The 7,340-nt window shown below is 72.8% G+C and carries 6 protein-coding genes and 1 pseudogene; 4 read left to right on the top strand and 3 right to left on the bottom strand.

The genetic code is table 11. The features are described from left to right. Nucleotides 1-146: 146 nt before the first annotated feature. Together V7E46_RS30905 and V7E46_RS30900 are read right to left on the bottom strand one after the other, a co-directional pair. Nucleotides 147-1,262: an adenylate/guanylate cyclase domain-containing protein gene (locus V7E46_RS30905; protein WP_333771507.1), complete on the bottom strand. Its 1,116-nt coding sequence runs from the start codon at nt 1,260-1,262 to the stop codon at nt 147-149. A 124-nt stretch (nt 1,263-1,386) separates the two neighbouring features. Beyond that, nucleotides 1,387-2,295 carry a biotin--[acetyl-CoA-carboxylase] ligase gene (locus V7E46_RS30900; protein WP_333771506.1) on the bottom strand — a complete coding sequence of 303 codons (909 nt, stop codon included), beginning with the start codon at nt 2,293-2,295 and terminating at the stop codon, nt 1,387-1,389. Nucleotides 2,296-2,528: 233 nt separating this feature from the next. On the opposite strand from V7E46_RS30900, the gene V7E46_RS30895 reads away from it, so the two are divergent. The 3 genes from V7E46_RS30895 to V7E46_RS30885 all read left to right on the top strand — a co-directional run bounded on the left by V7E46_RS30895 (nt 2,529) and on the right by V7E46_RS30885 (nt 4,644). Next, nucleotides 2,529-4,118 (top strand): acyl-CoA carboxylase subunit beta, encoded by a 1,590-nt coding sequence (locus V7E46_RS30895; RefSeq protein ID WP_333771505.1) that lies wholly within the window; start codon nt 2,529-2,531, stop codon nt 4,116-4,118. Between the two features lie 58 nt (nt 4,119-4,176). Further along, the gene (locus V7E46_RS30890; protein ID WP_443054406.1) at nt 4,177-4,395 is read left to right on the top strand and encodes an acyl-CoA carboxylase subunit epsilon; all 219 of its coding nucleotides are present in this window, start codon (nt 4,177-4,179) and stop codon (nt 4,393-4,395) included. A gap of 90 nt (nt 4,396-4,485) precedes the next feature. Continuing rightward, entirely contained in the window at nt 4,486-4,644 is a 159-nt protein-coding gene (locus V7E46_RS30885; protein ID WP_333771504.1) for a hypothetical protein, read from the top strand. Nucleotides 4,645-4,755: 111 nt separating this feature from the next. Here V7E46_RS30885 and tgmC read toward each other — a convergent pair. Beyond that, nucleotides 4,756-5,896, bottom strand: a pseudogene (tgmC, locus tag V7E46_RS30880) (ATP-grasp peptide maturase system methyltransferase). A gap of 807 nt (nt 5,897-6,703) precedes the next feature. On the opposite strand from tgmC, the gene V7E46_RS30875 reads away from it, so the two are divergent. Then, nucleotides 6,704-7,312, top strand: a complete 609-nt coding sequence (locus V7E46_RS30875) for a nucleoside triphosphate pyrophosphatase (RefSeq protein ID WP_333771503.1) — start codon at nt 6,704-6,706, stop codon at nt 7,310-7,312. Nucleotides 7,313-7,340: the final 28 nt, after the last annotated feature.

Below are 7,340 nucleotides of genomic sequence, written 5' to 3'. Positions count from 1 at the left end.
CCCCCGCCCCACCCCGCCTGGCGGACCTGCGCCCGCGCTAGCGGCGTTCGGAGCCGCTGGACCCGAGGGGGCGCGGACCACCCGCGTGCGGGTCCTCAACGGCAGGGCCGACCGCTGGGGGAGTACGGCGCCCAGGCAGTGGGGGCTCAGGCCCGCCGGGTGAGGAGCCACGGCTCGACCACGCCGAGCCCGCGGACCGGCCGCCGCCACATCGGCTGAAGCGCGAAGCGGTACTTCTCCGTGTCCGCCGCCTCGACATCCGCCTCGGACAGCGGTGCCTCCCCCGCCTCCGCGAGCGCCTCCGCGAAGTCCCCGTCCACCAGGACGGCATCCCGCGGGGCTATCGAGGTCAACCGGGACGCCAGGTTCACCGTCGTACCGAAAACGTCACCCATACGGGTGGTCACCGTGCCGAAGGCCATACCGACCCGGAGCGCCGGCATGGAAGTGTCGCCGGTCATCGTCTCGATCAGCCGGATCCCGATCTCGGAGGCCGTACCGGGGTCGTCCGCGACGAAGAGCACCTCGTCGCCGAGCGTCTTGATCAGCCGCCCCCCGTAGGCGGCGACCTGGTCGGCCGCCGTGGTCTCGAAGGCCTCGACCAGTTCGCCCAGCTCCTCCTCCTCCAGGCGCCGGGTGAGCCGGGTGAAGCCGACGAGGTCGGCGAAGCCGACCGCGAGCCGCCGGTCGACGGCCTCCTCGTCGTCGGACTGGACGACCCGGCTGGTGGCGGCCGCGACCTGGCGGCGCCACACGTAGATGAGGAATTCCTCCAGCTCCGGCAGCAGCAGCTCGACCAGCGGATACGCCACCTCCGCGCGGGTCATTCCCGGCTCGGGCGGCTCGGTGAGGCCTTCGAGGAAGGAGTCGGTCTGCCAGTCGGCGAGCCTGGCGGTGGTCTGGCCGGTGGAGCGGGCCACCTGGATGGCCATCGACTCGCTGAGCAGCCCCGCCTCGACCAGTCCCGCCAAGCGCCGCAGCGCGAGGACGTCCGCCTCGGTGAGCGCCTTGGCCTGCCCGATGTCGGCGAAGCCCATGGCCCGCCAGAAGCGGGACGCCAGGTCCATGGAGACGCCGGCGGTGCGGGCGGCCTGGAAGGGGGTGTAGCGGCGGGGCGCGCCGAGGATGAGCTGTTCGAGCCGCAGCGCCAGCGGGTGTTCGCCGGTGTCCGTGACGGCCTCGCCGTCCGGGTCGGCTTCTGCACCCGGGCCGGCGGCGGACGGCTCGTCCGGAACGGGTGGGCCCGGGTCGTCCACACTCATCGCCCGGCCCCTGAGGAATCCCTGCGCACAGCCCTTCCGATCATCGAGACGACGCAGCGACTCCACGATACGGCAGCTGTGCCGCAGCTCACTCGCACCGGAAGGCTCCCGCTCCCGCCGGAGGTCACCGGGACGGCCGGAGGTGGACGACGTCGCCCGCGCCGACCGGCTGCTCGCCGTCGGGCCCCGCGATGACCAGCCGCCCGTCGCCGTCCACGGCGACCGCCGTACCGGCCAGCTCCCGTCCGCCGGGCAGCTCGGCGCGCACCTGGCGGCCGAGGGTGGCGCAGCCGGCCGCGTAGGTCTGCTGGAGCCGGGAGGCGGCCGGGTCGCCGTCCGCCGCGCGCCAGGCGTCGTACCAGTCGGCCAGCGAGCGCAGGACGGCCCGCAGCAGCGGGTCCCGGTCGGTGCCCTGGGCGCCGGCCAGCGCGAGCGAGGCGGCCGTGGGCACGGGCAGTTCCGCCGCCCGCAGCGACACATTGATGCCGATGCCGATCACGACGCCGGCGGCACCGGTCCGCTCGGCGAGGATGCCGCCGGCCTTGCGCTCCTCGCCGTCGACGGTGACCAGCAGGTCGTTGGGCCATTTGAGTGCCGTGTCGACGCCGGCCGCCCGGGACAGCGCGGTGGCGGTGGCGACGCCGGCCAGCAGCGGCAGCCAGCCCCAGCGGTGCACGGGCACGGGTTCGCGTACGGGGCCGGAGGGGTCCACCGGGTCCGCCGCGCCCCTGCTCGCGGCGGCCGGCGCGGGCTCCCCCGGCCGGAGCAGCACCGAGAAGAACAGGCCGGACCTGGCGGGCGCGGTCCACCTGCGGTCCAGCCGGCCGCGCCCGGCGGTCTGCTCCTCCGCGACCAGCACCGCGCCCTCGGCGGCGCCCGCCGCGGCCCTGGCGGCGAGGTCGCTGTTGGTCGAGCCGGTGGCCTGCACCACGTCGAGCGCGGTCCACAGCGAATCGGCCGTGACCACGGCACGGCGCAGCGCCGCGGCATTGAGCGGCGGTCGGTCGAGGTCGGACCAGCGGCTGGACGTCATACGTCCACCCTACGAGCGCGGGCGCGGGTGACACGCCGGGCCCCGGCGACGCCGCAGCGGGCGCGGGGACACGGTGGTGCAGTGTGGTGAACACCGCAGTGCCCGTACCGGAGAGTCGCCACTACGCTACGGGACACAGCGTTACTCACGAGTTCAGAAGCGTCGTACCCGGCAGGCCGCCGCCAGTGGCCGCAGGGCGCGTCACCGCCGCCGAGAGCAGGAGAGCCGCCTCCATGGCCGAGCAGGACCACGACATCCACACGACCGCGGGGAAGCTCGCGGACCTGCGCCGCCGCATCGAGGAGGCGAATCACGCGGGTTCGGGGCAGGCGGTCGAGAAACAGCACGCCAAGGGCAAGCTGACCGCCCGGGAGCGGATCGAACTCCTGCTGGACGACGACTCCTTCACCGAGCTGGACGAGCTGGCCCGGCACCGCTCGACGAACTTCGGCCTGGAGGCCAACCGCCCCTACGGCGACGGGGTGATCACCGGCTACGGCACCGTCGAGGGCCGCCCGGTCGCGGTCTTCTCGCAGGACTTCACGGTCTTCGGCGGCGCGCTCGGCGAGGTCTACGGCGAGAAGATCGTCAAGGTGATGGACTTCGCGCTGAAGACCGGCTGCCCGGTGATCGGTATCAACGACTCGGGCGGCGCCCGGATCCAGGAGGGCGTCACCTCGCTCGGGATGTACGGCGAGATCTTCCGCCGCAACACCCACGCGTCGGGGGTGATCCCACAGATCAGCCTGATCATGGGTCCGTGCGCGGGTGGCGCGGTCTACTCCCCGGCGATCACCGACTTCGTGGTGATGGTCGACCGGACCTCGCACATGTTCATCACCGGGCCGGACGTCATCAAGACGGTGACCGGCGAGGACGTCGGCATGGAGGAGCTGGGCGGCGCGCGCACCCACAACTCCACCTCGGGCAACGCCCATCACCTGGCCGGTGACGAGAAGGACGCCTTCGAATACGTCAAGGCGCTGCTGTCGTACCTGCCGAGCAACAACCTGGAGGAGGCGCCCTCCTTCGCCGCCGCGGCGGAACTGGCGCCCACCGCCGAGGACCTGGAACTGGACACGCTGATCCCGGACTCGGCGAACCAGCCCTACGACATGCACCGGGTGATCGAGCGGGTCGTGGACGACGGCGAATTCCTGGAGACCCAGGACCTCTTCGCGCCGAACATCATCACCGGCTTCGGGCGTATCGAGGGCCGCCCGGTGGGTGTGGTGGCCAACCAGCCGCTGCAGTTCGCCGGCTGTCTGGACATCAACGCGTCCGAGAAGGCCGCGCGCTTCGTGCGTACCTGCGACAGCTTCAACATCCCCGTGATCACTTTCGTCGATGTCCCCGGTTTCCTCCCCGGCACCAGCCAGGAATGGGACGGCATCATCCGCCGCGGTGCCAAACTGATCTACGCGTACGCCGAGGCCACAGTTCCGCTGATCACGATCATCACCCGTAAGGCGTACGGCGGCGCCTACGACGTGATGGGCTCCAAGCACCTGGGCGCGGACCTCAACCTGGCCTGGCCCACGGCCCAGATCGCCGTGATGGGCGCGCAGGGCGCCGTCAACATCCTGCACCGCCGCACCCTCGCCGCGGCGGAGAGCACGCAGGCGGCCGACGAACTGCGCCAGCAGCTCATCGCCGACTACGAGGACACCCTGCTCAACCCCTACATCGCCGCGGAGCGCGGCTACATGGACGCGGTCATCGCGCCCTCGCAGACCCGCGCGCAACTGGTCAAGGCGCTGCGGACGCTGCGCAACAAGCGGGAGAGCCTGCCGCCGAAGAAGCACGGCAACATCCCGCTGTAGCCGCCGGGGTGACGGCAGGGCAGGCAGGGCACGACACCGCTCAGGAAGGAACGACCCCGTGGTGATCAAGGTGGAGCGCGGCCGTCCGACGCCGGAGGAGCTGGCCGCCGTCGTGGCGCTGGTCCAGGCGCGGGCCGCGGCACTCGAAGCCGAGCAGGGCGGCCCCTCGGGCCGCCCGGCCGTCTGGTCGGCCCCGGCCCGCAACCTCCCGCGCGCCCTGCCGCGCCCGGCACCCGCGGCCTGGCGGACCTCGGCCTGGCCCGGCGGTCCCGCCTGACGCCGCAGGCCGCGGGACGGCCCGCCGTGCATTTCGCCTGAGTACGCGTACTCAGGCGCCGCGGTGTTGCTCAGGAGCAACCTGGGGGACATGTTGTGGCCCGACGATCAACGCGACATGCGGCCGGAGGAACAGCGCGACGAGCTCCCCGATGAGCTGCGCCAGGCGCTGATGACGCTGCGCCGGGCGATGGGTGTCGTCGCGGTGGCCGTGGCACTGGTGATGATCGTCGTCACCTGGCGGGTGTAGCCAACGGGACAACAGGTTGGGGCGTGCGTGCGACTGGACAGTCCGATCGGCGTTGCCGCTGTTCTCGGCCCGGTGACCACGACGGCCGCCCCTGGCTGGGACCGCCGCGGGTCAGACCGGTAGGTCCCAGCCGGGACCGTCCTCGGTGCCGATCCAGACCCGCTGGCGGGCGGCCGTGACCGTGATGCCGAAACCTTCCGGGTGTGGCTCGCCTGCCTTCTGCCAGCGCTGCACCCCCCGTTCGAGCAGATCCCACAGGCGGACGGGCCCGCGCTGCACCACGGTCCACCCGCGCTCGGGGCCGGGGGTCGTCCGGGCCTGCGAGCCGGTGGACACGTCCCAGAGGATCTGTTCCGCCCCCGCCCCCATCCGTTCGGCCGCGGGCGCCGCGAGCTGGGCGACCCAACCACCGGTCCACGTGTCCAATATCGCCGGGTCGATCCGGCTCGGGCGCTCCTCCCCGGGCAGCAGGGCCAGCGCCGGACGGGGCGGCCGGTCGTGGGGCCGGGCGATCATGAGACTGGTGTAGCCGGGCAGGAACCTTCCCGTGGCCACTCCGACGCCGGCCACGTCGAGCAGCGCGAGGGCGTTCGCGTAGCTCCACCCGGACAGTGTGACCGGGATCTTTCCGCCAGGCTTCACCTGGTGCAGCCACGGCAGCGGGATGTACCGGACAGAACAGGTGGCAATGAGCCGGTCGTACTGCCCCCCGCCCGGGGCGCCGCGAAGTCCGTCGCCGATGATCAGCCGGGGCGGAGCCGGCGGCCTTGAGCGCCGCCGCGGCGGCCCCGCCCGCCGACGGGTCGTATCCGATGCTGGTGAGACTGGCGTCCCCGAGGCGCTGCGCCCCGAGGGCGGTCGAGTAGCCGGTACCGGTGCCGATCTCCAGCACCTGGTGCCCGGCCTCGGCGCCGAGCTGTTGCCACATGCGCAGCACCAGGGACGGCAGGGTGGACGACGATGCCGGGGAACCGGTCACGGCACCGTCCGTGACGTCGTCGGGCCTGGTGCGGCCATCGAGCTGGGTGATCAGCGTCTCGTCGGAGTAGATCCGCTCCGGCCATCCGGGCTCGCCCTCGCGTACGGGGCGGTAGCCGGTCGGGACACTGCCCGCCACCGGCGCGAAGTACGACGCCGCGAACAGTTCCCGGGGAACCGCCCTGGCGGCGCTGCGCCATTCGGGGCCGGTGGGAGTGCCGTCCTCGGTGAGTCTGTCCACCACACCGTCGCGGAGCCGAGTCGACGTGCTCACGTACCGGAGCCTTTCTCCAGCTGATCGGCGAGGGCGTGGGCGATCGGTGGCGTGGAACATGTGCGGACAGACGGACACGGCGTCGGTGATCTCGACCCCGCGCACGTCCCGGACCCACACGCTGTGCGGCTGACCGTCCACGCGGTAGGGCGCGTTTCGCAGCGGCTTGTAGACCGCTCCGCCGCGCTCGCGGGCGGCGAACTCCCGCGCCTCGCGGGGGTCGTTGGTGATCGCCGTGCTGGGCACCAGGAACCCGCAACGGCGTGCGGTCGCGAGCTGTGCGGGCTTGAACTCGGCGGCCCGGCTGTTCCACGGGTGATTGACGTAGTGCGCACCCGGCGGAGACGCGAGGATGCCTCCCGCGCCTCGGAGGGCTTGTTCAGCGGCGAACCGGCGGTCCTGGTCGCTCAACCCGGTCGGCCCCTCCTAGGGCGAGGGCCTGCGCACCCATACGGAGCGAACCTGGGCGGTGAGGAGTTCCCGGCTTGCCGTGCACACGGGTGCCCCGCTGGCTGCCCGAGCAGTACGTGGCGGTCAGAGACGCACCCGTGTGCAGGTCGGCGCCGGGGTCGAGACGGACCACGGGAACCCGGCGTTCGGCGAGAAGCCGAAGCACCACGTCCGCTGCCACGTCGTAGGGATCGGCCAGGACCACCACCGACCTCGGTACCGGCTCCACTCTGTGGCGCTTCCACTACTGGGCGCGCCAATTGTCGCCTGCGCTGCGCAAGTTCCCCAACCCGGGCGAGCTTGCGACGCGCCCGGCCTTGCTCATGGGCGGGTGTGAGCGCTGCCTACGATGGTGGGATGACTTCGAACCGCCGTGCGCTCGTACTCGCCTCCGCGTCTCCCGCCAGGCTCGGTCTGCTGAAGCAGGCGGGGTTCGACCCGCGGGTCGTGGTCAGCGGGGTGGACGAGGACGCGATCAGCGCGGACAGTCCCGCCGAGCTGGCGCGGGTGCTCGCGGAGGCGAAGGCCGCGGCGGTGGCGGGCGGCGGGATGCTGGACGGCGGCGAGATCGTCGTCGGCTGCGACTCGGTGCTGGAGCTGGACGGGGCCGCGCTGGGCAAGCCGGCGGACGCCGCCGAGGCCACCGCCCGCTGGCAGGCGATGCGCGGGCGCGAGGGGGTGCTGCGGACGGGGCACTGCGTGATCGACACCGCCAGCGGGCGCCAGGTGTCGGCGACGGCGTCCACCACCGTACGGTTCGGGACGCCGGACGACGCGGAGGTCGCCGCCTATGTGGCCAGCGGCGAACCGCTGCACGTGGCGGGGGCGTTCACCCTGGACGGGCGCTCGGCGCCCTTCGTGGACGGCATCGACGGCGACCCGGGCAACGTGATCGGCCTGTCGCTGCCGCTGCTGCGGTCGCTGCTCGCGGACCTCGGGGTGCGGATCACGGACCTGTGGACGTGACCGGCGCGCCGGTCGGCGGGGTGGCCGG

This window comes from Streptomyces sp. IBSBF 2435 (genome assembly GCF_036815005.1).
In the GTDB taxonomy this organism is placed as follows: Bacteria; Actinomycetota; Actinomycetes; order Streptomycetales; family Streptomycetaceae; genus Actinacidiphila.
Note: the sequence above shows the minus strand (reverse complement) of the source record. Positions and strands in the feature narration are given on the sequence as shown.